This window comes from Vibrio sp. A2-1 (assembly GCF_021728355.1).
In the GTDB taxonomy this organism is placed as follows: Bacteria; Pseudomonadota; Gammaproteobacteria; order Enterobacterales; family Vibrionaceae; genus Vibrio; species Vibrio splendidus_K.
The window spans coordinates 86,546-108,637 of sequence record NZ_JAKKCO010000009.1 but is presented as its reverse complement, the minus strand read 5'-3'; the positions used below and the strand labels follow the sequence as shown (position 1 = coordinate 108,637).

Below are 22,092 nucleotides of genomic sequence, written 5' to 3'. Positions count from 1 at the left end.
ATCTTAATTAAGAATTATGCTTCTGCTTTCTTTAGCTCAGCTTCTTCGTTAGCTTCAACGCCGATTTCGTTTTCAGATTTCGCTACGATAGTGTTAACCGCAGTATCACCAACAACGTTAGAAGAAGTACAGAACATGTCACAGATACGGTCAACAGCAGCAACAATCGCTAGACCTTCTGGTGGCAAACCTAGTTGGTGCAATAGAACACCGACCATAACCACACCACCACCAGGAACACCACCAGCACCGATAGACAGTAGCAAGATAGTTAGACCTAGAGTAAAGATATCAGCAGTGTTGATTGGCTGACCGAATGCGTTTGCTACGAACATAGTTGCTAGTGCGATGTAGATAGATACACCAGACATGTTCATTGTTGCACCTAGTGGTACACCGAAACCTGCCACTGACTTAGATACGTTCAGTTTGTCCGTCAGAGTACGCATTGTTACTGGAATCGTCGCGTTCGAACTTGCAGTCGATAGTGAGAAAAGGATTTGCTCACGAGTTGCACGTAGGAACTGCTTTGGAGAAATACCAGTGAATGAACCAACCATCATTGGGTAGAAGAAGAAGATCCAGAACACAAGCATCGCTACAACAAGCGCTACATAGCCAGCAACTGACATTAGCGTGTTTGCATCAAGTGTTGCACCCAGTTGAATCATCAGAGCAAATACACCGTATGGCGCAAGGCTCATTACTAGGCCGATAAGCTTCATCATGATCTCGTTAGCCATCTTGAATGTCTTGATAGCTGGGCCACCACGAGAATCAAGAGCTTGGATAGCAAGACCAGTCAGAATAGCCATGAAGATGATTTGTAGCATGTCTCCACTTGCAAATGCTTCTACAGGGTTGCTAGGAACGATATTAACAACAAGAGAGAAGATATCTGGCGTTTCAGTTGTTGTAAGCGCAATTGTCTCAGAAACTGTACCCGCTAGATTCGCACCAGCACCCGGTTGGAAAATAAGACCAATCGTTAGCGCTGCAGAAATCGCGATGATGGTGTTAATAATGTAAAGACCAAAGGTTTTACCACCAAGACGACCGAATGAACGAATATCTTTTAGCTCAACGATACCGCAAACAATAGATACGTATACAAGAGGTACTACAAGCAACTTGATAAGTGATACGAACATACCACCAGCACCTTCAGCAGCGCCGAGTAGGTACGTATCAAAAATAGCAATGCCGCTGAATAGGTACTGAATAGCAGTACCAATAATAAGGCCGGCAAACAAGCCTACAAAAATCTTACTTGAGAGCGATTTGTCCATCGTTCTTCTCCAGTTTGTTGTGTTTAAAAATTGTACTTTTATAGTTATATATGCGACCCAAATCGCTATATTGCAGTGGATTTTACATACAAAGGTAACAATTAAAAGCATTTATTTACAAAAACATTACAAGTGTGACATCAAAACATTTCTTCATTAACAACCAGTTTCATAATATAAAACTCTAAATCACTGTTCTGGATAAAATAAAAAGAACGGCATTCTTAATGCGATTTTGGTGACTATTCACGTGGACTCTCAAGTTACAGGCATAAAAAAAGAGAGGCATATGCCTCTCTTTTCATTTCACGTTAACCAGTGAATTGTTTTGTCGCCGCTATTGTCTTACTTCGCAACTGCAATAATCAACTGCTTAGCAAGCGGCTACTCAATTACTTAGCAACCATTACCATTGCAGGGCGAATAACACGGCCGTTAAGCTCGTAGCCTTTCTGCATAACAAACATCACAGTGTTTGACTCGTGGTCTGGGCTTTCTTGAATCGACATTGCTTGGTGGAATTCAGGGTTGAATGCTTCACCTTCAGGGTTGATCTCTGTAAGACCAAATTTAGCCACTGTATCTACGAACGTTTTGTGAGTTAGCTCAACACCTTCAAGAATCGGCTTAACCGCTTCGTTCTCAGCATCTGCAGCTTGTACTGCACGCTCTAGGTTATCGATAACAGGTAGTAGGCCTTCAGCGAATTTGTTTAGCGCGTATTTACGTGCTTTATCCACTTCTTGCTCAGTACGACGACGCATATTCTCAACTTCAGCCTTTGCGCGAAGAACAGAATCTTGCTGCTCTTTCACTTTAGACTCACTAGAAAGCAGTGCGGCTTCTAGTTGAGCAATTTTTGATTCCTGCTCATCAGCCGCGTCTTCATTCAGTTCAGCTTCTTCAACTTTCTCAGCTTCAGCAATGATCTGATCTAGCTCTTCTTCGGTTACTTTGTTTTCTTCGTTGCTCATGATATCTCCAGAATTCGTTTTCAATGCCAGTGACAGGCGTGTTTGCGCCTCAAATTGATATAAAACACTCGCATAGACGTTCAACTTGCCTTTATTATGGGGATGAAGAATTTTGATTCAAGCCTAATTCGTTTGGAAACGTTATGAAAAAGCCATTTGAAGTCATCGCAATTATTGGTAAACCTCGAGATCAGCAAGCAATTCAGACTCATAGAGAGCTCTATCAGTGGTTAAGTACTGAGGGTTATCAAGTGTTTGTTGATGATAGGCTCTCCAGCATTTTGGACGATATCCCACAAGAACATTTTTCTAGCCTGATTGAATTGGGTAAACGTGCCGATCTCGCAATTGTTGTGGGTGGTGATGGAAATATGCTCGGTGCCGCTAGAATTTTGTCACGTTTCGACATTTCAGTGATAGGTGTTAACCGAGGTAATCTTGGTTTCCTAACCGATCTCAACCCTGAAAACTTCCAGAGCGCGCTGACTGATGTGCTTAAGGGAGAGTTCATGGAAGAAGAGCGCTTCTTACTTGAAACTGAAATTCATCGTCACGGCCAGATAAAAAGCCACAATGCAGCCCTTAATGAGGCTGTACTGCACCCCGGCCAAGTCGCGCACATGATCGAGTTCGAAGTGTATATCGATGACAGCTTCGCCTTCTCACAGCGCTCTGATGGCTTGATCGTCTCAACACCGACAGGTTCTACCGCTTATTCGCTTTCTGGCGGCGGCCCTATCTTGTCATCTAGCCTGAATGCAATTTCATTAGTGCCAATGTTCCCGCACACCCTTTCAAGCCGCCCACTGGTGGTGGATGGCAAGCGTCGAATCAAGCTTATCGTATCGCCTGATAACCGCGGTACACAGGAAGTCAGCTGCGATGGTCAAATCTCGCTACCGGTTTCTCCTGGCGATGAGATCCACATTTACCAAAGCCCAAATGTGCTCAAGCTAATCCACCCTAAAGACTACAATTACTACCATGTTCTACGTAACAAACTAGGCTGGTCGAGTAAGCTGTTCTAAGTGAAAAGCGAACTATTTTAAAAGGCTGACGACATTCGTCAGCCTTTTTTATTGCCGATTAAAAGCCCACCGCCTCTACCTTTACGCCAATCCACCACACCGTCATTCCCAAGAGGGAGGAACGACTGGGTTGGGAATCTATAGCGGTTTCAGTGATCTACGAACAACCTCAATTCTGATAACGGTCACAAAAAATTTTCACCTGCCGACTTTACTGTATAAAGAAACAGTATATACTGAGCTTATATACAGTATTGTTCAGTTATACAGGTAAATAAAAATGCTGGCTCATCTAAGTGTTAATAATTTCGCTATTGTTAAGTCTTTACAGCTAGAACTCTCTAAAGGCATGACAACAATCACCGGAGAAACGGGGGCGGGTAAATCTATCGCTATCGATGCTTTAGGCTTATGTCTTGGAGGAAGATCAGATGCGGGAATGGTTCGACAAGGTGAAGAAAAAACCGAAGTCAGTGCTGCTTTTTTACTTGAGAACAATCTACACGCTACCCGCTGGTTAGAAGACAACGAGCTGCTTGATGGCGGTGAATGCATCTTGCGCAGAACCATCTCAAAAGAAGGTCGTTCTCGCGCATTCATTAACGGCAGTCCTGTCCCTCTTTCACAATTGAAATCGCTTGGGCAGCTGTTGATCAACATTCACGGTCAACACGCGCACCATCAATTGATGAAGAGCGATTACCAAATGGCCATGCTTGATCAATACGCAGGCCACTTGAACCTGTTGAAATCGACACGTAATGCTTACCAAGCCTGGCGACAAGCCGATAACCACTTGAAAGAGTTACGTGAAAATAGCCAGCAAAATCAAGCTCAAAAACAACTTCTTGAATACCAAATCAAAGAGTTAAATGAGCTGTCTATTGGGGAGGAAGAATATGAAGACCTCGAACAAGAGCATAAGCGCCTCTCCAATAGCGGAGAACTGGCCACAACCTGTCAGCAAGCTATCGAGCTTATTTATGAAGGCGAAGAAGTTAATGCGCTTGGTATTCTGCAATCGGCCAATAACTCCCTAATTCAGTTAGCTGAGCTTGATGAAAGATTGGCTGAATTGCCGAGCTTATTGTCTGAAGCCATTATTCAGATTGAAGAGACCAATAACGAATTAAGAACCTACCTAGACAGCATTGATGTCGATCCGGGTCGTATGGCTTACGTTGAAGAGCGTTTCTCTAAAGTGATGTCGATGTCTCGTAAGCACCACGTGTTACCAGAAGAGCTTTACAAGCACCATCAAGACTTATTACAACAGGTTGAAGCACTTGATTGCTCGGATGAAAAACTCGATGAATTGGCCAATGATGTCGAGAACCAATACCAGTCGTTCGTTGCCAAATCAGAGAAGCTTCATAAATCTCGAACTCGTTATGCAAAAGAGCTCAACAAACTGATCACGCAAAGCATGCACGAACTGAGCATGGAAAAAGCGCAGTTTGCCATTGAAGTGAACAACACCAACACGCACCCTTCCCCATTGGGTATGGATAACGTGACCTTCATTGTTTCGACCAACCCAGGCCAACCAATGCAGCCAATTGCTAAAGTGGCTTCTGGTGGTGAGTTATCACGAATCTCACTAGCGATTCAGGTGATTACAGCGCAAAAAGTGGATACACCAAGCCTGATTTTCGATGAAGTCGATGTGGGTATCAGTGGGCCAACGGCTGCGGTTGTCGGGAAAATGCTACGTAAGCTGGGCGAATCTACGCAGGTGATGTGTGTGACTCACTTACCTCAAGTTGCCGGTTGCGGTCACCAACAGCTGTTTGTTGCGAAGAACACGAAATCAGGTAAAACCGAGACCCAAATGCACACGCTTGATGAACAACAACGCGTTTCAGAGCTTGCTCGACTGCTTGGTGGCAGCCAAATTACCGAATCGACACTTGCCAATGCAAAAGAGTTATTAATCGCAGCTTAGGTTACATATTCGGCAACTTTCTGATAATTTACCGAAAATTCTTGGCAATTTTGCAACTTAATTCAAAATTGCCAGTCATAACAAGCTCAAAGCGCAAGGAGCTTTTTACTTCTTGCTGGAGCTTGTTTATTATCAGGCAGTATTTTAGCGAAGAAAGATCTCAAACTATGCGAATTAAAAAGTGGTTAGTTGCAGTTCCACTTGCACTAACAATGTTGACCGGTTGCTCTCTACTAGAGAAGTTGGTTTATCGAATTGACATCAATCAGGGTAACTATGTTGAACAAGAAGCTGTCGATCAGCTCAAGTTTGGCATGACAAAAACACAAGTTCGTTACGTTATGGGCTCACCAATGCTTATCGAAAACGGCTACCCAGATACGTGGTATTACATTTACCACCACCAAAAAGGCCATGAAGACCCTATTCAGAAAAACCTAGTCGTTAACTTTGATGCCACAGGTACTCTAGTAACGATCAACGGTGATTTTGAAGCCAGTGATGAGTTCTTCGAAAGCCTTCGCTAGCTTTCAACCAACGAAGCTTTCCCGTCGACAAAGCTATCGGTCGACAAAGCTATCAGTCGACAAAGCAAGAATCGCAAAAGCCTGCTAACACGAGCAGGCTTTTTAATATCTGCTAACAAATTAGCTGCGTTGTCTAACCAGCAAGCACAAAAAAGCTCGCCAATATAGCGAGCTCCCTTCTTAATCAAACTTGTTTAGCATTACGATTTAGCAGCTGCTGCTTTCGCTTGCTCAGCACGCTTACGGCGAATCTCTTTTGGATCAGCTAACAGTGCTCGGTAGATTTCGATACGATCTTTATCGCGAACCGTCGCATCAAGCTTAACGTTGCGGCTAAACACGCCAACCTTATTTTTCGCTAAGTCGATTTCTGGGTACAGTTCCAAAACACCAGACTGCGCAATAATCTCTTCCACAGTCGCGTTTTTGTTCACCACCAAGGTAAACACACGCTGCTCGTGCGGAAGCGCAAACACAACCTCTACGTGGATCATATCCGATTCAATAGTCATGGCTTAATAAACCTGTTTCGCACGTTGAGTAAAAGCACTGACCATATTGCTCGTCAGCTCATTGAAAACCTTACCAAATGCCATTTCAATCATTCGACTAGAGAATTCAAACTCCAACTTAAGTTCAACCTTACACGCTTGCTCATCGAGTGGAGTAAAATACCAACCGCCCTGCAGCTTTTTGAACGGACCGTCCACCAGCTCCATCAAGATCTCAGCACCATCCGCTAAACGGTTAGAGGTAGTGAATGTTTTGCTGATACCCGCTTTAGAGACATCAACCGAAGCCACCATAGTTGAATCTGAAGATTCGATCACACGTGAACCAGAACACCCTGGCAAAAACTCATGATAACGAGCAACATCATTGACCAAGCTGAACATCTGGTCGGCACTAAACGACACTAATGCTGAACGAGTAACCTTTGGCATATAGACTCCTGTTAAAGACAGCGTTACATTAACACAAACTGCAATTTTAATTGTATTGGGCCAGAGCGCAAATAAAAAGGATTCCCCAACTAGGGTGCAATCCGTATAATGAGGCCATTATGGCAAAGAATAAATCAAAATCAAAAGCCGGTAGCAATACCATTGCGCTTAATAAGAAAGCTCGCCACGAATATTTCATCGATGATGAGATAGAAGCGGGGCTTGAGCTACAAGGCTGGGAAGTAAAATCCCTACGTGAAGGCAAAACCAATATCGCAGAAAGCTACGTATACATCCGAGATGGCGAAGCATTCATCAGTGGTATGACGATTACTCCGCTCACTCAGGCGAGTACTCATATCGTGGCGAACCCAACACGTATCCGTAAATTACTTATGTCGAGAAAAGAGCTCGACAACCTTATCGGTCGTATTAACCGTGAAGGCATGACACTTGTCGCAACCGCACTTTACTGGTCTCGCTCTTGGGCGAAGATTAAAGTTGGCGTAGCGAAAGGTAAAAAGCTGCACGATAAACGTACTGATATGAAAGAAAAAGATTGGGCGAGAGATAAAGCACGAATTATGAAGAGTAATTTGCGTTAATTTTAAGCACTTAAACGCACAGTGCTAGACAGGCAAAGCTTTTCTGGTACTATGCAAATAACACTTGGGGCTGATTTAGGATTCGACAGGAATTTTGAAGTCTGAGGTGCATGCCGTGGGGCGGTTGGCCACGTTAAAAGCCGCAAAAAAATAGTCGCAAACGACGAAAACTACGCACTAGCAGCTTAATAACCTGCTCAGAGCTCTCTTACCCTAGCTTCCGCTCGTAAGACGGGGACCAATAAGAGATCAAACCCAAACTAGCTAGCGCGGATTCTCCCACCTGAGAGGAAAAGCGCGAATAACAATTCAGGTTAGCCTTTAACTAGCGTGTCGGTTCGCAGGTTGCTGGTGAAATTAAAGATCGACTAAGCATGTAGTACCAATGATGAATGATTTTTGGACGCGGGTTCAACTCCCGCCAGCTCCACCAAACGTTTGGAAAAGGCCACCTTCGGGTGGCCTTTTTTGTACCTAAAACATCAAAAATTCAATCACTTAACTCACTTTTCTGTCTCATCGCGTCTCATCGCGTCTCATATCTGCTCACGTTTTTAGTACCCGTCCAGTTACCCTATACTCTCATCCAAGATATTTCGGGTACTAAATAGGTTTAAAAATGGCAAGACCAGCAGTTCAACTGACAGAAAAAAAAGTCAAAAGCACAAAACCAACTGGCAAAGAAAAATTGCTCAGTGATGGACGAGGCTTACAGCTTAGAATAATGCCAAATGGAACTAAATCTTGGCGTTTTGTATACAAGAGTCCAGCGACAGGGAAACGCAGCAATATAACCTTAGGCAAGTACCCAGATCTATCGATAGCTAATGCACGGAAAATAACAGAAGGCCACCGTGAGCTAATAGCACTAGACATTGATCCAAAACACCACAAAAAAGAAGCAAAGGAAAAAGCCGACGCTATATATAAGCACACGCTATTCAATGTTTCACAGCAGTGGATGGAACAAAAGAAATCAACAGTTACCGAAGATTATGCGAAAGATATCTGGCGTTCACTTGAGCTACATGTTTTTCCTTCTTTGGGCCCACAACCTATCTCTATGGTTACAGCTCAGACTGTAATTCAAACTCTAAAGGTTGTCGAAGCCAAAGGCTCTTTAGAAACACTCAAACGATTATCTCAACGGCTAAATGAAGTCATGCTTTACGCTATGCACAGTGGCTTAATTAACGCCAATCCAATAAGCAATGTTTTTGCTACTTTTAAAAAGCCTCAACAAGAGCATTTGAAAGCACTAGAGCCACACGAATTACCCGAATTAATGGCAACTTTAACTGAAGCAAGTATCAAGCGTTCTACACGATGCCTGATCAAGTTTCAACTACATACAATGACCAGACCAAACGAAGCTGCTGGAGCCAAGTGGTCAGAATTCGATTTAGAAAATCGAGTTTGGACAATACCTGCAGAAAGGATGAAAAAACGCAAAGAACACCGAATACCTCTAACGGACGAAGTCATCGTTCTATTAAATGCGATGAGCTCGATGAGAGTAAATAGCGAATATGTTTTTCCGTCGGCAACAGATCCAAAAAAACCAATGCATAGTCAAACAGCTAATATGGCTCTAAAACGCATGGGGTTTGGAGGTCGGTTAGTTTCCCATGGTTTACGCTCTATAGCTAGCTCAACGCTGAATGAAGCTGGACACGACTACATTTTAATTGAATCAGCACTCGCTCACCTTATTGGTACCAAAACACATCGTGCATACAGCCGAACAGATTACCTAGAACGTAGAAGAGATCTTATGACTTGGTGGAGTAAGCATATTGTTGATGCTACTCGAACAGGTATTCCGCTGAGCTAGCGCAGTTTGAAATACTACAATCATCGTAACTTTAGTTACTTCTAAACAGCGAAGAGACGCTAAGTCATCGAACTTACCAAGGAGTAAGAGAGCAGAGTTAGACTCCGTTAATTGATTAAACGATCACGAACAAGAGCAATCAATCTTTCTTTCTTTGCTAACCAACCCAAGTAGAAACTGATACTCGCAAATTGGCTAAAAAACGTGATCCATATAACAAACCGGGGTAATCACCAAGAAAAACAAAAATAATTAATGAAATTTTTGAACCGAAATCACACACTGTTCGTAACCGTCTAGTCCCTAAAAAGACAGTGAATAAAGAACATACTGTTTTGTTATTTCAGTTATTCCTTGTGCGTCAGGATTATGACGCTTGTTAATAATAAAAATATCAACTCAATCTTTTGTAAGATCAACACGCTTAGTAGACGGAAAAGTGATGCATATAGATGATACAAAAAACAACATCAATTCATTGAAGAATAATATGTACGAATATAATTACACGGAAAGTGGAATCACAGTAAGAAGCGATGCATCATTTGTTAAGCTTGAGTTTTTGTTTCAACCAATAATCGATTTGAAGCAGAGACAAGTAAGGCATCTTGAAATCCTATCTAAAGTTTTGAGCGATTCCGGTGAAATTTTCTACAACGAAACGTTTTTCTCTGAAATTGATCAAGAGTTCATAAAAATGGTCGCGCTAGCTCAAATTAAGTTCTGTAGTGATCTCAAAGTCCATATTCCTATAACTCTTAATATCACTTTGTCATGTTTAAAGGATAGTTTTTTTTTGCAAAGTCTCTTAAATGAATGTGATGTTAACTTTGATCTTGAAATTACAGATATCGACTGTGATGTAAATTGCGGCCGCTTGCAAAGTAGTATCAGATTATTAAAACGCTCTGGTGTAGGATTGTTATTAGATGATTATTATCATAAAAACAATGCTGCAAACTCATCATTAGGATTTATTGATTGGGATTATATTAAAGTAGACAAGTCTTTCCTTCATCATAACTTTGATGATATTAATACAATAAACTATCTATTGAGGGTAATATCTCCTTACGCCAAGAACGGTATTATTTTAGAAGGTGTCGAAACCTCTTATCAGCACGATATCGTGAAGAACCTTGATGTTCTGGTTCAAGGATATTTATATTCTCCGCCAGTAAGCTGGACACAGCTAAAAAGAGAAATGAACATAACGAATAAAGAACATGTTTAAGATAAGAAAGATAAAAATAAATTCAAAAATAAAAGATACAGGAAGCTTTGTATCTAAGTCAAAACACATAATTAAATTCACTGGTTTTTTCGGGGCTATCTCATACCCAGGATGCGTCATAGTGATAGAAGGGGAAGCTTTGATTCAGTTACCCTCAAATACATTAATAAATTTTTCGTTGAAAAAAGAGTTATCCGATGAGTTATATTTAGTGATGTGTGATATGGATTATGATAGCTATACGTTTAAAAAAATGAAACCTTATATCGATTCGTTAATTAATCTTCAAAATGGCATTTTCGAACATACTGATTTTTTACGCGAATTAATAAATAGAGATGCTTTTAGAACTCTAAAAAGATTTGATCTTAAAAAAAATGACTCTATATCTGAACGTGTTCATCGTCTAATATCTAAACAAATCCAACATCGTTGGACAGCAGAAGAAATATCCAAAAATCTTAATATGTCAAAAGCTACACTTATGAGGAGGATATCTCAAGAAAAAACCACGTTATCAGACTTGATACTTTCAGAAAGAATGAACAAAGCTGCTTATTTACTATTGAAGAAAAAACATCCTATAAAAAAGGTAGCTCACTTAACTGGTTTTTCTAGCGCATCTTACTTTTGCAAAAAATTTAAGGAAACATATGGGAACTCCCCCAAGCAATTTGTTAACTTAATGGACTATAAACAAAAAGAAACGCCGCGCGAACGCGCCTATTAAATGAATGAATTTAAAATTAACACCTTGTCACTAGAACATAATTAATAGGCGACTAGTGTTGTATCGGATGTTTCTTGAAAGTGCAAATATAAGCCATTGAGATAGATCATATTGGTGTAATCTACACAAATCGTAGATTACACTTTGGACTGCTTTAACCACGGTCTTGCATGCCATTGAAAAAATAGAGTCCTTCTATCTTGTTCATCTAACCAGCAAAGAGACTCACAGAACATCAACTTATTAAGTCGATATTTTTTAGTCAGATTCTTACCCCAAAACGATTGATAATCACGAACTTCAAAGCAAGCCAGCTTGTGTATGTAACTCAACTGCTTGAGAGGTTCTCTAAAGTCCTGCTTCATGAATGGTCTAGCTTGTCTGTTTTGCTTGATATGCTTAGGGTGTAGCTTCGTAAGCTTCTCTCTTAGCCGTTCAATCGCCTCTTCGTTACCCGATTTACGCATAAGAACATGATAATGAGGTAACCATTTTTGTGGTGAATCATGAAAATCTAGCTCGAAAGAACCCAATACCGGACCATCGATACCACATCTAGACAATAACTTTCTCAATCTGTCTTTATCTTTAGGGATATCATAGTCAACGAAGTCATACGCATCCACTCCGCGCGAGTATTGGATTATAGTGTAGACACCGTATTCAACATTCTCTGTTTGCTCTTGATCAAGCAAAATTGAAGCAATGATGTTATTAACACGTTCTATTTTAAACTGCCGATTACACTTCTTACACGCCACACTCTTACACTCGTATAGACCTTCATTGCAGTCTTTTAGCTTGTCTGCTAGCGCATGCAGTCGACCACAACTATATCTTCGACCAAGACTCCCATGGACATGATCAGCCATTTTTCTCAACAGCTCGATGCGATACTCATTCTCCAAATAAGTTTCATACTCGCTCATTAACCAATCGCACTCTTCTAATCTGATGCCAGATAAGAATATGTCTAGTTTCATCTTTTCCATACCTCTTCGAGTAGCTTTTGCCCTTTATCTAATTGTGGAAATAGAAAAATACTTTGACGCTCTTCAACCCAAGCATCCACTTCAGATTCTTTCCATGCGACTCGGTTTTTCGAAAGTCGATATGAACTTGGAAACTCTCCTGATTTCATCAGACGATAGATTTGCGCTCTACTGTAGGAGCTTCTTTCCAATACTTCTCCGATTTTTAAGTATCTATCACTAAGCATTTTTAATCCCAAAATTACAGGTCTAACCCAATACGTAGAACATATCCTAACATGCGTTTTTTTAGCTAAGTGAGGCTCACAAATTTTTGTGAGCCTCACTTAAAGTTTGTGTTATTAAGTAATTTCAAAACAATAGGTTAGCAACAACACTTTGTGAGACTCACAATAAATAGTGTATATTTATATATCATTTTTAAGTAGAGACTATGCTTTATGGTATGTAAATCTGATGCAGCCTCAAGACAAGAATACGTCACGATCCGACGCAAAGAATCAGGCTTGGTTACGAAGAAATTTCATCTTCATCAAGATTCCGTGGATAAACTGTATGAGTTAGGATTACTCATTGGATACAATGAGCTCGAATTAAAAAAAAATGAAAATCTCTCCGCTATTCTCGAAGTTTGTATAGATACCTTCACAGATCATTTTCCCAAAAATAGAAAGCCGAGTAGAAATTCTATTCGCCTTCAACAACTGCATAAAACCATCAAGTTTAAGGAAGATGAAGGATATACAGACGCATCGATAGCTGAATTCCTCAAATATTGGGACTATCAAACTCCAATACTGTTTAAAAACATGACTACCCAAGATGGTATGAAGATGAAAAAATTCAAACTCATCTCATGGTCAGATAAAGCGGTTGCTAGTATCAAAAGTCCTGAATACTTGAAAGAACAAACAGAGCACCTCAACAAACGGCCAAAGAGAACTCTAAGAAAACAAAGGACTGTAGAACCACAAAAAAGAAAGAAAAGAGATTTCGAAGATATGTTTCGTTATGAGATTTAAAGTTATTGCAAATAGTCAAACTAAGCTTATTGCACGAAAGACGAAAAACAGCAGAGTAAGCAGTAAGAGATTTCTCATTAGATAAGGTTAAGTGGCTTAGTTAGTAGCTGAAGTCGATCTAAATCACACTCTTATAATTTTCCCTTACTTTTCTTTTTAGTACCCAATGAGTTACCCAAAAAGAAAATGATTTGTAATTTTTTCTATAATAATCAGTCAGATAATCTTTATTTTCAGATGACGCCAGCTCCACCAAACGTTTGGAAAGGGCCAACTCGAAAGAGTTGGCCCTTTTTTTATGTCTCAATTGAGGGTGTCTTTTTACATTAGTGAACGTACGCACTATATGATTAGATTTTGTGCATTTCCTCTAAGCCACTCTTTATGCTCTTTATAGTCGGGCATGACTCGTTCAACTTCTTTCCAGAACTGTGGCGAATGGTCATGGTGGATTAGATGACAAAGCTCATGCACCACTACGTAATCAACCACCCTGTTGGGAGCCATAACAATCACCCAGTTAAATTCTAAATCACCGTAGGGGGTACAACTGCCCCATCTACTCTTAAACTCTTTAGTTCTAACAACGCCCGTTTCGACGCCCACCAGCGATTCATAACGCCTTACCTTCTCTCGAATCTTCTTATCAGCATGACGCTTATACCAATTCGTTAAAGCTCGGCGAATATAATGCGTTTGTGTGGATGGATCGGGAACGGTGACCGTAATACGCCCATTAAGCAGTTTTGTAGGCGCTAAGTCGCCTTTAAGCACTTTTAAGCGATAATTCCGCCCTAAGTATGGCAATGACTCTCCTGACACATACTCTCGCATTGTCGCAGGGCTGGTGGTTTGGTATTGCGCTATCTTTTCGACTATCCACTGATGTTTGCTCGCTAAAAGCTTATCTATTTTGTCACGCTCCAGCAGCTTAGGGACAACGATGATCACTTCCCCTTCATCAACTTTAATTGAAGCGGTTTTCCTACGAGAGGTACGCTCCACCAGCACACTGTAGCCTTCAGTATGAATAAGCTCAGGCTCAGGCTTGCTCGTAGCTTTTTGCTTATTCATAGCTTTTTCTTACTCATAGCTTTTCTTATTCATAAATTGTGGGCTTACTCACTTATTGCCAAACTTATGCTTAGCGAGATCCATAAAACGCTCTTGAAGAGCATTAACCAATGCTTTGTCACCGAATGGCTGATCAAGCACAGCGCGTTTTATTTCCTTCTTCATCCGCTTCACTTCATCTTGCTTAGCGAAGAAATCAATAATCTCTGTTGCTTCATCCAGCATCGCGACTAAAGTTTGAGTTGTCTGTTTTATTGACTCATGAAGCGACTCATCAATCACATCGCCATCACTGGCATGCGTGACTTCTGAGATAAGAATATTGTAGAAAGCAAATTCCGTTTCCGATAAGCCCACATCTTGTGCTGCTTGCTGATGGGCATTGCCAATATCGTCAGTCATTTCTAGTAGTAGCTCTAACTGAAGTGACCATTGACCTGCTGTTTTTTCAATGACATCACGTAGGCGTAAACTCAACGAACGGTAATATTCAGGGTCTTCATCGAGATTAATGGTAATGTGATGCTTGATTGCACTCTCAATCTCAGACGCTTTCGATTCATCCGACTTGGTTGGTTTTATCGTCTCTTTGAAGTTCGCCGCGAGTAAATCTACAGGGGGGATTTTCGGATCTACCCCTGTACTAAGAATGTGCTCATCCACCAACTGGCGAACCTTTTCACCGATTTCACGCATATCTAAACCCGCGTCTCGATACAGAGTTTTTGATGCGTTATGAATTTTGCCCAGCAACTTCATATCAGGAATGAAGGGTGCGGCACTGGCGTCAGGCAAAATCACGTTGAGTTGTTTGGCGAACAACTTAAAAGCAAGGTCGAACTGCGCACGAGTCGTTTCATCTTTTAGCGCTAACACGTAAACATCAATATCGTCACTTTTGACATTATTGAAGAAAGACATTGCTCTCGTGTGTTTCGCTTTTAGCTTAGGAATTTCATCTTTCAGGCTTTGGTATGTGCCTTCTACATCATCGCTGCTGAACAAGTCTAACGCTTCAGTAAGGTGAGTAGCTAACCCGTGATAATCCACCACATAGCCACAATTCTTACCCTTGTAGGTACGGTTCACACGGGCAATGGCTTGCATTAGTGTGTGGTCTTGTAACTTACGATCGATATACATAACTTGAGCAATTGGGGCATCGAAACCCGTTAACAGCATATCTTTCACAATAAGAAACGCCGTGTTATCAAACTTTTTGTTCTTCTCTTCGGTTCCCGCGTTATCGATACCAAAAGGTTTTTTGAAGTTAGCGATCACCTTTTTCTGATGCACTTTGTCGGTGTGCTGGGCGATGTATTGTTTATCATTATGATCACCTGAGATGATCACCTCAGAAGGAGGCGCACCCAGCTCATCAAGCGTCTTTTTAAAAATAGCGGCAGCATGACGGCTACCCACCACTATCATCGCTTTAAAACCATCTGGGCGAATGTGTTCTTTATAGTGTTTAAGCAGATCTAAACATACCCAGCGAATACGAGCAGGCGCTTCACGTACTGCGCGCTCCACTCCGTACTTTTTCTTTATTTCTCGTTGTTCGTCTTCGGTGTATTCACCAAAGTACTCTTCAAACAGCTTATCAAGAGACTCGCCAGCCACTTCTGATTGCACTTCTCTGCCTTCATACAGCAAGCGTACGGTTGCACCATCGTCTACTGCTTCATTGATTTTGTATTCATCAATATAACCACCAAACGCTTGACCCATCTTTTGCGTTTTAAGCAAAGGTGTTCCCGTAAAGCCCACTTTAGGGGCGTTCGGTAGCGCGGCATTGATGGTCATGGCTAACCCACCAAATTGTGTGCGGTGAGCTTCATCAGCAAGAACGATTATTTTGTCACTCGGGTTTAGGTCTACAAAGCCTTCCGCTACTGTCGATTGTTTCTCTTGCTCTTTTTCAAGATCGGAGAACTTTTGCACCATCGCAGTCACAAGATCAGAGCTGTCTTTCTTTAAGAGCTCTTTTAATTCAGCCACAGAGCCAGCGTTATAAACGGTTTCACCTTGGGCATCACGGAAGGTATTAGAAAGCTGCTCATCCAGCTGTGTTCTATCGGTAATAAAGACCAATTTGTACTGCTGTAATTCTGGGTCACGGCGCATCTTCACCGCGAGCATAACCATAGTGAGTGATTTACCACTGCCTTGGGTATGCCAAACCACACCGCTTCTTTCTTTACGAGAAAGGGCTTTGCGATCTTTGCCTCCCTTCAAGCGTTCGATGACTTTATTCACCGCTCGGTATTGCTGATAGCGAGCCACTTTCTTGATGATTTTCCCATCATCGGTTTCATAGATGATGAAGTTTTGCAGAATATCGAGGAAGTTGTCTAAGCTGAACATACCTGCTAGCAAACGTTGCTGAGCCGTCACATGAGTCAAAACCTCATAACTGGCTTTGGGTTCTGCTGCTTGCATAAGTTCGACTTGGCTTTCTATATTAGCTTCACTAACAGAGTCATCATCTAATACATCATCAGGGTATTGAACCTCTACCGCAGAACGAAACGTTACTACGTTATCTTGTAGCGACTGGTTCGCTAACGCTTCATCATTGAATGGGTAAGCGTCTTTCCAATCACCATAGTGCTGGCTGCTAGAGCTAATGGTGCCGACTTTGGCTTGGTCACGACAGGTAGAAACCATCAGTTGGTTATACCAAAACAGCTTCTCTGCACCTTCACCGTCTTGCTGTTCACGCAAATCTGCATAACGGCGAAGCTGATCAATTCCGTGGCTCATTGGGTCAGAGATGTACGGTGACTTACACTCAATTACCGCAAGTGGGATACCATTAATAAAGCAGATAATATCGGGGATGATTTTCTGGTTAACCCCTTCCACTTTGAACTGGTTGGTGACTAGAAATTCGTTATTGGAAAGCGTATCGAAGTCGATAAGTTTAACGGTTTGCCCTTTGCGCCCTTTACCTAAATCTTGCTCAACCGATAGGTAATTCACCATGGTTTGGTAGAAGGCGTGGTTGTACTCCATTAAGGCGGCAAAATGTGGGTGCGTAACCTCACGAGAAACTTTGCGAAGGTTTTCGTCACTTATCCATGGGTTAATGCGTTTAATGGCCGCTTCTAGGCGTTTAACAAGCACCACATCACGTAAGTATTCACGCTCAGGGGCACTATTGCCTTTGGTGTAATTAGGCGCAAGCTTCTTGCCTTGAACATACGTCCAGCCTAATTGAACCAGCTGAGCAATGGCGGGGGCTTCTACTTTATCGAATTCGTTGTTTTTCATATCATTCCTAGCTAAAGCGATGCGACGGGCTCTACCTGTTTTGTTTCTTCAAGGCGCTGTTGAATTCTAGCCGTGATCGCTTCAACGCCTTCCTCTGTTAGTAGGCTATCTAAAGGGACTTCGAAACCATATTTAAAAAAGAGGTTGTCTTGCTCAATCTCAACGGAATCACAGTAGTTAGGGTAGCTTCCGGCCTCCCACAGCTGATAAAAATCGCCCTCTTTTTCAGTCACAGCTCGATAAATCGCTACCCTTAAAACACTTGCCGCTTCACTTACAGGGATTTTCAATTTTAATGCGTCAGGCTGTGCTTGATACTCTTCATCATTCACACCCGAGTCATTAATAACAATAAATTCAACAATGTAATCATTGAGCGTGACTGCGCCGTAACTACTGAACTGCTTAAACACATAGCGCGTATTGGTGGCGGGTAATAAATCCCACTGCCACTTTTTAAACGGATTTTTCCCCGGCTTATCAAAACGAACAGGATGCCAAAAATAGAACTCTGTATTAACGCTATGCGCTATTTGCTCAAGAGTCGGCAGTAAGCGCTGATAATAGGCCGCCAGCAAACGGTGCGCAGTTCTGACTTGGGTGAACAGATCTTCTGGTTGTGAGTTATTCATGGGTGTTCCTAGGCCAAACCGACAGGGTGTCTAAACTGACGGGAGTAAAGTTATGATTGATAAGACGAGGTTCAGACTGAAATGCACAGGCAGAAACAAGCTCTTGCTTGATGCTATGATCAGAAAGTAATGAGTGTTGAAGTGACAATGCGTTAAAACCGTGACAGATAAGATCATGCCACTCAAAGCTATTCGTTTTTAACCCATATAAAGCTAATGCTTCTAGCATATCGGTAAGCACTCGTCTGTCTGTGGAGCTTATTCCATCACCTTCCATTAACTTAACCAAGTTGTCCGTTACGGCTTTCCATTTAGTTGCCCCAACTGTTTTAAGGCAAGGGTAGCGTTTTTGAAGTCGACTTGCCCATTGGGTCGCGGTGCCTGTTTCAATGCGCCCAATCGCAAGAAAGTGTAGCGGTAGCTCGTTGTACTCATCCGACTGAATAAAAGAAGCAACCTCTCTTTGCCATTGGTCGTAATACTGATCGCCGCCTGCTGGTGGTTTTACTTCAACAATCAAATTACACAGTTCAAAGCGAATCACTAAATCAGGCTCAACTTGGCGAGATTCGCCGCCTTCACTTAGCTCGTACCTCGGCCAATAGTCGATAGATTGAAATGCACCAAATTTCGCCTGAAAATAATTAGGCGACAGAGAAAAACAACTCGCTAGGATTTGAGTTTGAACATCATCAGATAGGTAAGCAAAGCGCTCAAAAAAAGTAGACGTGAGCAAATCTTCACGGGCTTTGAACACACTTGCCCAACGCACTGAATCTTGCCCGCCGTGCTCAATACGCCCTGCTTTTCCGTGAAGAATGGCTTTTAGCATTAGCTGTCTACCTTGACTCGTTTTTTGCCCGTTAGGAGATCTTGCATAAGGGCTTTTTTAATATCTTGAATCTTAATCAATTTATTACCTAAAATACCTAAGCGACCATCTACTGATTCTAAAGCCTTAGATATCTGCCTTTGCTCCTCAATAGGTGGAACTGGAATAGAAAAAGGATTCAAGATATCAAGATTTATATTTTTCTGGGCTGTTTGCGGAGCCAATAAGTCTAACTCCTCTTTTAAATGCCTCATTACATATAAAATAAACATTGAATCAGCTTTTTTAGGATTAACTTTCAATCCGACTAAACTATCAGGGAAACAAGAATCAAATTCCAAAATACCAATCTCACCAATAGTTGCTGCTATTGTGATCACTAAACAACCTTTAGGGAAAAGCTTGCTTACCCCTAACCCTTTTTCGTTCAATGTTTGACTGTATTTTGTGATGTAAGGACTTTTCTTAGGAATGTCCCCTGTTTGTAAAAAAGGAATATCCCCATTATAAAACGAAGGATCATTTCTTGGTCGATGTGAAAACTTACCTCGCTCTAACTTTGCCACTTTGGACAGAGGTAATACCTCCCATCCCTTCGGAATCCTCCCCACAGGCGAGTCTTTAAACTCCGTATGAGGCTTACCATCCACACCGACACCACGAGTTAATAGCTCTTGCATCATGCCTGTTTTCAGGTCTTTGAGCTTGTCGATTTGCGCCTGTGTTTTTTCAATCACTTCATCGACTGAGGTGAGAATAGCGGCGATTTTTTTTTGCTCTGGGAGTGGGGGGAGTAATAGCTCAAGAGATAATAAATCTTCTTGCCCGATACTTGCTTGAGCAGTTATTTTAGCTCTAATAAAAATAGCTTTTCGTAACGATTCAGAGTTGAGTAAGTACGATAAAAACCTCGGATTTACTAGTTTTTCATTCAACGTCGATCTAATAATATTTGATTCATATACTAGGTCAAAATTATGCTCTTCTACTATTACACATTGTCCTACGCCTTCAGGCTTTACCGATACCCTGTTAAATAATATATCGCCTACACAAAGCTTATATTTAGTTGTTTCAATTTCGCTTAGTGAGATTGATGAGCAACTACTCAGGTTCAATTTATCTTTATTAAATAGGTAAGCAATATCTAATATTTTTGCATTCCCATGATGATAAAAGTCAGCATGTTTATACAAACCATTAGTCAGCTTTCCACTCAAAAGACTACCATAGTTGTTTATCAACCAACCTTCTGGAACCAAGTTACTCATAACCTAGCTCCTTCAAGTAACCTTGCATTACCTGCTCGGCATCCGTTACTTGTTCATCAAGTTCATGCAACGACACTTGGTATTTATCCCACCAGCGCTCTAGCTGGCTTATTGTTAGGGGAAGAACCTTCGCATCAGCTTTCTCTATCACTTCTCGAATCTGTTCTTTGCTTTCAATACTTGGCTTGAAGACGTAGTACTCTTGATCGGCTGAAGGCTCTGCATCTTTCTTCTCGAAGACAACCGACAGATCAAAGCCTTGAATGATCTCTTCTTGAATGTATTCGTCTTCCACTTCACGCACTGGCACGCCGCCATGAAGAATCGCGCGCACATCGAAGATTTCTGCTGGTGGCGAGGTATCCGCATAGCGGCGAATATTGAGGTTAAAATCATTCTCGGCAATTTCTGAGAAGTTCACGACTTTTGCGTAACGTTTGATATCAGAGTTACTTTCAAACGAATGGTTTTCGAAGGTTTCGACAATCTTGCTGATGTCTTGCTCGCGCAGTTTGTTCTGGTTTTTACCTTCTTCAAATTCTAGCTCTGAGTTGATGAACAACACTTTGCCCTTACGAGCTGTGGCTTTGTTCTTGTTGATGATAAGCAGACAAGCAGGAATACCCGTACCGTAGAACAAACCCGATGGCAGACCAATCACCGCTTCGAGTAAATCGTCTTCCAAAATGCCTTGGCGAATCACCTTTTCACTTGAACCACGGAACAGCACACCATGAGGCATAACCACACCGACCATACCTTCATTGTTAGTACTGGCAATCATGTGTTGAACAAAGGCTAAATCACCCGCATCTTTCGGTGGTGTGCCGTAAGGAAAGCGACCAAAACCATCACTATCACACTCGTCTTTACCCCACTTTTTCAGCGAGAACGGCGGATTAGCGATTACGCGGTCAAAGCTCATTAGCTCGCCGCCTTCGGTATGCTTAGGCTCGCGTAGAGTATCGCCCTTACGAATATCGGCACTTTGCACACCATGTAAGAACATGTTCATCTTACAAATCGCCCACGTATTTAGGTTCATCTCTTGCCCAAATAGCGATAGGTTTGATGCGTTCTCACCATTTTTAGCAAGGTGGTTACGAGTTTGAACCAGCATACCGCCCGAACCTGTGGTGGGATCGTAAATACGCATACCTGCATGAGGCTTTAACAGTGCCACCAACAGTTGTACCACTTCGCTAGGGGTATAGAACTCTCCGCCTTTTTTACCTGCACTGTCGGCAAACATCTTGATTAGGTATTCGTAAGCTGTTCCCAGCATATCTGGACGCTCAAAATCTTCATTACGTAAACGGTGCTGGCTAAAGTGAGAGAGCAAGTCACGCAACTTAGCATCGGTCAGCTTATTCTTAATGTTGAAGTCGATAGTGACCAACACGCCTTCAAGCGCTGAGTTGTGTTCTTCAATCGCTTCTGTCGCTTTGTTCAGGCTTTCACCAATGTTGTGCTTTAAATCTTTCAACGCAGACCAACGAGAACTTTCAGGCATGTAAAAAGTATCGTCGTACTCATCTTCATCATTTGCCAGATCGATAGCTTGTTCTTGGGTTTTACCTTTACCTAAGTAGTAGGCAATAACTTTCTCTTGTTCTTCTTCAAACGCATCCGACATGCGCTTTAGGAACATCATGCCAAAGATGTAGTCTTTAAATTCAGAAGCATCCATGTTGCCACGAAGAATGTCAGCGGTTTCCCATAGGAAAGATTCAAGCTGCTGGAGAGAGAGTTTTTGAGACATTAATGTTACCTACAGAATATGAGGTGATCTCGTACGAAGGTGTACGTGTTCGACTTCAATCGAATTGAAATTAGGGAAGATTTTACGGGGATGTAGCTGGTGGGGCAATTAACTTATATGG

19 protein-coding genes, 1 other RNA gene and 1 pseudogene are annotated in these 22,092 nt (G+C 41.8%); 9 read left to right on the top strand and 12 right to left on the bottom strand.

Annotated elements, in window-relative coordinates; all coding sequences use genetic code 11:
• Positions 1-14 precede the first annotated feature (14 nt).
• Together L3V33_RS20520 and grpE are read right to left on the bottom strand one after the other, a co-directional pair.
• Positions 15-1,289 (bottom strand): dicarboxylate/amino acid:cation symporter, encoded by a 1,275-nt coding sequence (locus L3V33_RS20520; protein ID WP_004735163.1) that lies wholly within the window; start codon positions 1,287-1,289, stop codon positions 15-17.
• Positions 1,290-1,681: 392 nt separating this feature from the next.
• A complete protein-coding gene (gene grpE, locus L3V33_RS20515) occupies positions 1,682-2,263 on the bottom strand; it encodes a nucleotide exchange factor GrpE (protein ID WP_017059864.1) in 582 nt (193 codons plus the stop codon).
• Positions 2,264-2,406: 143 nt separating this feature from the next.
• On the opposite strand from grpE, the gene nadK reads away from it, so the two are divergent.
• From nadK to bamE, 3 genes are all read left to right on the top strand, one after another.
• Positions 2,407-3,291: an NAD(+) kinase gene (gene nadK, locus L3V33_RS20510; RefSeq protein ID WP_004735161.1), complete on the top strand. Its 885-nt coding sequence runs from the start codon at positions 2,407-2,409 to the stop codon at positions 3,289-3,291.
• 280 nt (positions 3,292-3,571) lie between these two features.
• Positions 3,572-5,236 (top strand): DNA repair protein RecN, encoded by a 1,665-nt coding sequence (recN, locus tag L3V33_RS20505; protein WP_054548067.1) that lies wholly within the window; start codon positions 3,572-3,574, stop codon positions 5,234-5,236.
• Between the two features lie 167 nt (positions 5,237-5,403).
• Positions 5,404-5,763: an outer membrane protein assembly factor BamE gene (gene bamE, locus L3V33_RS20500; protein ID WP_004735159.1), complete on the top strand. Its 360-nt coding sequence runs from the start codon at positions 5,404-5,406 to the stop codon at positions 5,761-5,763.
• Positions 5,764-5,963: 200 nt separating this feature from the next.
• On the opposite strand, the gene L3V33_RS20495 is transcribed toward bamE, so the two are convergent.
• Both L3V33_RS20495 and L3V33_RS20490 read right to left on the bottom strand, forming a co-directional pair.
• On the bottom strand, positions 5,964-6,275 hold the full coding sequence (locus tag L3V33_RS20495; RefSeq protein ID WP_004735158.1) for an RnfH family protein: 312 nt from the start codon (positions 6,273-6,275) through the stop codon (positions 5,964-5,966).
• A gap of 3 nt (positions 6,276-6,278) precedes the next feature.
• Positions 6,279-6,707, bottom strand: coding sequence for an SRPBCC family protein (locus tag L3V33_RS20490; RefSeq protein WP_004735157.1), 429 nt, complete (start codon positions 6,705-6,707; stop codon positions 6,279-6,281).
• A gap of 119 nt (positions 6,708-6,826) precedes the next feature.
• On the opposite strand from L3V33_RS20490, the gene smpB reads away from it, so the two are divergent.
• The 5 genes from smpB (at position 6,827) to L3V33_RS20465 (ending at position 11,110) form a co-directional block, all read left to right on the top strand.
• Positions 6,827-7,312: an SsrA-binding protein SmpB gene (gene smpB, locus L3V33_RS20485; RefSeq protein ID WP_004735156.1), complete on the top strand. Its 486-nt coding sequence runs from the start codon at positions 6,827-6,829 to the stop codon at positions 7,310-7,312.
• Positions 7,313-7,378: 66 nt separating this feature from the next.
• Positions 7,379-7,745: a transfer-messenger RNA gene (gene ssrA, locus L3V33_RS20480) on the top strand.
• Positions 7,746-7,931: 186 nt separating this feature from the next.
• On the top strand, positions 7,932-9,146 hold the full coding sequence (locus L3V33_RS20475; protein ID WP_108193214.1) for an integrase domain-containing protein: 1,215 nt from the start codon (positions 7,932-7,934) through the stop codon (positions 9,144-9,146).
• 442 nt (positions 9,147-9,588) lie between these two features.
• A complete protein-coding gene (locus tag L3V33_RS20470; protein WP_237291111.1) occupies positions 9,589-10,380 on the top strand; it encodes an EAL domain-containing protein in 792 nt (263 codons plus the stop codon).
• Positions 10,373-11,110, top strand: coding sequence for a helix-turn-helix transcriptional regulator (locus L3V33_RS20465; protein ID WP_060468487.1), 738 nt, complete (start codon positions 10,373-10,375; stop codon positions 11,108-11,110). The genes L3V33_RS20470 and L3V33_RS20465 overlap by 8 nt, the downstream gene beginning before the upstream one ends.
• 137 nt (positions 11,111-11,247) lie before the next feature.
• On the opposite strand, the gene L3V33_RS20460 is transcribed toward L3V33_RS20465, so the two are convergent.
• Positions 11,248-12,093: a hypothetical protein gene (locus L3V33_RS20460; protein WP_060468488.1), complete on the bottom strand. Its 846-nt coding sequence runs from the start codon at positions 12,091-12,093 to the stop codon at positions 11,248-11,250.
• Positions 12,094-12,164: 71 nt separating this feature from the next.
• Positions 12,165-12,329 (bottom strand): annotated as a pseudogene (locus L3V33_RS20455) (AlpA family phage regulatory protein); the annotation flags it as partial.
• Between the two features lie 213 nt (positions 12,330-12,542).
• Between L3V33_RS20455 and L3V33_RS20450 the strand changes: the two are divergent.
• Complete coding sequence (locus tag L3V33_RS20450; RefSeq protein WP_146162395.1) at positions 12,543-13,124, top strand: hypothetical protein; 582 nt, start codon at positions 12,543-12,545, stop codon at positions 13,122-13,124.
• 342 nt (positions 13,125-13,466) lie between these two features.
• Here L3V33_RS20450 and L3V33_RS20445 read toward each other — a convergent pair whose 3' ends face one another.
• Genes L3V33_RS20445 through L3V33_RS20420 form a run of 6 tightly spaced genes read right to left on the bottom strand, consistent with a single transcriptional unit; the run spans position 13,467 to position 21,971 of the window.
• Positions 13,467-14,198: a SprT family zinc-dependent metalloprotease gene (locus L3V33_RS20445; protein ID WP_054548068.1), complete on the bottom strand. Its 732-nt coding sequence runs from the start codon at positions 14,196-14,198 to the stop codon at positions 13,467-13,469.
• A gap of 48 nt (positions 14,199-14,246) precedes the next feature.
• The gene (locus L3V33_RS20440; RefSeq protein WP_054548069.1) at positions 14,247-17,474 is read right to left on the bottom strand and encodes a type I restriction endonuclease subunit R; all 3,228 of its coding nucleotides are present in this window, start codon (positions 17,472-17,474) and stop codon (positions 14,247-14,249) included.
• 11 nt (positions 17,475-17,485) lie between these two features.
• Positions 17,486-18,106 carry a hypothetical protein gene (locus L3V33_RS20435; protein WP_054548070.1) on the bottom strand — a complete coding sequence of 207 codons (621 nt, stop codon included), beginning with the start codon at positions 18,104-18,106 and terminating at the stop codon, positions 17,486-17,488.
• The gene (locus L3V33_RS20430; protein ID WP_054548071.1) at positions 18,099-18,938 is read right to left on the bottom strand and encodes a hypothetical protein; all 840 of its coding nucleotides are present in this window, start codon (positions 18,936-18,938) and stop codon (positions 18,099-18,101) included. Before L3V33_RS20430 ends, L3V33_RS20435 begins: the two co-directional genes overlap by 8 nt.
• Entirely contained in the window at positions 18,938-20,209 is a 1,272-nt protein-coding gene (locus tag L3V33_RS20425; RefSeq protein WP_054548072.1) for a restriction endonuclease subunit S, read from the bottom strand. The genes L3V33_RS20430 and L3V33_RS20425 overlap by 1 nt, the downstream gene beginning before the upstream one ends.
• Positions 20,202-21,971 (bottom strand): type I restriction-modification system subunit M, encoded by a 1,770-nt coding sequence (locus tag L3V33_RS20420; RefSeq protein WP_054548073.1) that lies wholly within the window; start codon positions 21,969-21,971, stop codon positions 20,202-20,204. Before L3V33_RS20420 ends, L3V33_RS20425 begins: the two co-directional genes overlap by 8 nt.
• Positions 21,972-22,092: the final 121 nt, after the last annotated feature.